Annotated in this window: 3 protein-coding genes, 1 pseudogene and 1 riboswitch; of the genes and pseudogenes, 3 read left to right on the plus strand and 1 reads right to left on the minus strand. The window is 74.4% G+C overall.

What is annotated here, in order from left to right:
- A pseudogene (locus RWM17_RS13515) lies at positions 1-415 on the plus strand (putative protein N(5)-glutamine methyltransferase); the annotation flags it as partial.
- Between the two features lie 135 nt (positions 416-550).
- On the opposite strand, the gene RWM17_RS13520 reads toward RWM17_RS13515, so the two are convergent.
- Positions 551-985 (minus strand): hypothetical protein, encoded by a 435-nt coding sequence (locus RWM17_RS13520; protein WP_314104502.1) that lies wholly within the window; start codon positions 983-985, stop codon positions 551-553.
- 109 nt (positions 986-1,094) lie between these two features.
- Between RWM17_RS13520 and RWM17_RS13525 the strand changes: the two genes are divergently transcribed.
- The gene (locus tag RWM17_RS13525; RefSeq protein ID WP_314104505.1) at positions 1,095-1,541 is read left to right on the plus strand and encodes an SseB family protein; all 447 of its coding nucleotides are present in this window, start codon (positions 1,095-1,097) and stop codon (positions 1,539-1,541) included.
- 119 nt (positions 1,542-1,660) lie between these two features.
- Positions 1,661-1,765: riboswitch (glycine riboswitch) on the plus strand.
- Positions 1,766-1,999: 234 nt separating this feature from the next.
- On the plus strand, positions 2,000-2,989 hold a 990-nt coding region (gene gcvT / locus RWM17_RS13530), incomplete at its 3' end, for a glycine cleavage system aminomethyltransferase GcvT (RefSeq protein ID WP_314104508.1).

The following is a 2,989-nucleotide window of genomic DNA, read 5'->3' on the forward strand; positions in this document are numbered from 1 at the left end:
CCTCGATCCCGTCGCCGTGCGCTGCGCCCGCCGCAACCTCGGCGAGCGGGCGACGGTCGTCGGGGGCGACCTCTTCGCCGAGCTCCCCGCACGGCTGCGCGGCCGGGTGGACGTCCTGGTCGCGAACGCGCCGTACGTGCCGACGGCCGCCATCGCGACGATGCCGCCGGAGGCCCGCCTCCACGAGTCCGTGCTCGCCCTCGACGGCGGGGCGGACGGCCTCGATCTGCACCGCCGCATCGCCGAGGGCGCAGGGGAGTGGCTCTCGCCGACCGGCACGCTCCTGATCGAGACGAGCGAGCGCCAGGCCGAGGCCACGGCCGCCCTCTTCCGGGCCGCGGGCCTCGACGTGTCGGTCGAGCGCGACGACGACCTCGACGCGACCGCCGTCAGCGCGACCCGCCCGGTGGCCTGAAGGAGTCCGGCGGCAGGCCGAGTGGTCAGCACCTGTCGCAGGATCCGTCGGGAAGGACGACTCCTGACCACTCGGCTGTCCGTCGATGCCCGGACGAAGGCGCGGGTCGGGCCCAGGCGAGGGAGTTCGAGGGGCCTAGACGTCGACCGGCGAGACGAGGTCGACCACGGGCGACTCGGGCGTCCCCGAGATCTGGCAGGTGAACGCCGCCTCGACCCGGCCGTCGGCGAGGTGTCCGAAGCGCACCTCGGCGACCGCGCCCGAGTCCGAGTCGCGGACGTCCGCCTCCTCGTAGGCCCACACGTCGTCGATCGACGGCAGGTCCGGGTACTGGGCCCGGACCGCGGCGACGCAGGCGTCCCAGGCGGGCGGCGCCTCGTGCGCCTCGGCCGTCGAGGGCGCCGGGGGAGTCGTGGTCGGCAGGGGCGTCGCGATCGCGTCGGGCCCGGTCGTCGTGACGATCCCGGGCGTGGCCGCGGCGCCGGGCTCTCCGTCGGTCCCCGCGCAGCCCGCCAGCAGCAGGGTGACGGCGAGGGCGGCGGTGACCAGCGAGGCGGTCTTGGTGGGCACGGCGCGCTCCAGGAGACGGGACGGGCGTCGGCGGGCGCCGACGGAGGTCGAGGAGGCTCAGACTAACCGCACGGAGGCGCCACGGAGGTCGAGGGTGCAAGCTGGTTCGATGACCGCTACAGAGAACCGCGAACCGACCGCCCTCGAGCAGGCCATCAGCAAGGGACAGGCAGGAGAAGGCGACATGAACGCCGTCCTCGCCGAGTTCGTCAACGCGCAGGTCGTCGTGGCCACCGCCGTCGACGCCCAGGACAGCCTGACCGACCTCCAGCCGGTGCTCTTCGACCGCGAGGGCACGCCCATGCTGGCGGCCTTCACGCACGCCGACATGATCGGCGAGCAGGTCAAGGGCGTCGCCGAGTACCAGGCCACGATCCCCGCGGCCGAGCTCGTCCAGGCGATCCCCGCGCAGACCGGTCTCGTCGTGAACCCGGGCAACCGCGAGGGCTTCGAGATGCTCCCCGAGGGCGTCGCGCAGCTCGCGAACGACGTCCGCGAGCTCGTCGCCGCGCACCAGGCCGCCGGGTCGCCCGAGCCGGGTCAGCCGGCCTCCTAGCCCGAGCCCCCGCGACGCCCCGACCGTGCCCCACGGCCGGGGCGTCCGTCGTCGCGTCCCGAAACACCGCTGTCACATGCCCGCTGTAGGGTGAGCGGCACAACAGAACACCGGGCCACGAACACGTCGCGGGAGAGCCCCGGAGCGCACGCCGATGCGCCGCCGGGCACCGAAGGAGCAAGCTCCCCGCCAATCTCTCAGGTACCGCGTACCGCGACGGACTGGCCACTCTGAAAAGCAGGGGGCACCTGTACGAGGCGCGCGAGCGTCGCCGACACCGCCTCCTCGCCCACGGTGAAAGTCGGCCCTCGTGGCCGGCGAAGCTCTCAGGCCCATGACAGAGGGGGTGCACGACCGCGGCTCTGCCGTGCCGTGCGCGTCCCCGTCGTGCAGGTGCTGCACGACGCCGATCCCGGCCGAGTCACCTGATGCCGGGCCGTTCCCCCAGGAGTCCGCAGATGTCCGACGCAGCCTCGAACCTGCCCGCCGCCCCCGGCCCCGACGACGCGGACCTCCGCGACGGCCCCGCAGCCACGACCGGCGACCTGCCCCTCGCCGACGACGGCACCGAGGGCGTCGCGACCGCCGACGGCGCGCCCCTCGACCTGGTCGACGCGGTCGACGCGGAGGCCGTCGCCGACGAGCAGGAAGAGCGCCTCAGCCCCCTGCACGAGGTCCACGTCGCCGCCGGTGCCAGCTTCACGGACTTCGCCGGCTGGCAGATGCCGGTCCGCTACAGCTCCGACCTGGCCGAGCACCACGCGGTGCGCACCGCCGCCGGGCTGTTCGACCTGTCGCACATGGCCGAGATCGCCGTCGTCGGGCCCGACGCGGGGGTGTTCCTCGACGCAGCGCTCGCGGGCACCCTCTCGACCATCGCGGTCGGCCGGGCCAAGTACTCGTTGCTGCTCAGCCCCGAGGGCGGGATCGTCGACGACCTGGTCGTCTACCGCCTCGACGAGCACGACTACCTCGTCGTCGCCAACGCCTCCAACCGCGATGCCGCCTTCGGCGCCCTCGCGAGCCGGGCGCACGGCTTCGACGTCACGGTCGACGACGAGAGCGACGACACCGCGCTCATCGCGATCCAGGGCCCCGAGGCCGAGGGCGTGCTCGACGAGCTGGTCACCGCCGACCGGCTGCAGCCCGACGCGCCCCTGTCGACCCTGCGCTACTACCGCGTGCTCCAGGGCACCTTCGACGACGCCCCCGTGCTGATCGCCCGCACCGGCTACACGGGCGAGGACGGCTTCGAGCTCTACCTCGCGCCCGAGCTCGCCCCCGAGCTCTGGGGAGCCCTCGCCGAGGCAGGCGGCCCGCGCGGCCTCGTCCCCGCCGGGCTCGCCAGCCGCGACACGCTCCGCCTCGAGGCGGGCATGCCGCTCTACGGCCACGAGCTGGGCCTCGACGTGCGCCCCGCGCAGGCCGGCCTCGGCCGTGTCGTCGAC

This window comes from uncultured Frigoribacterium sp. (assembly GCF_963515265.1).
GTDB lineage: Bacteria > Actinomycetota > Actinomycetes > Actinomycetales > Microbacteriaceae > Frigoribacterium.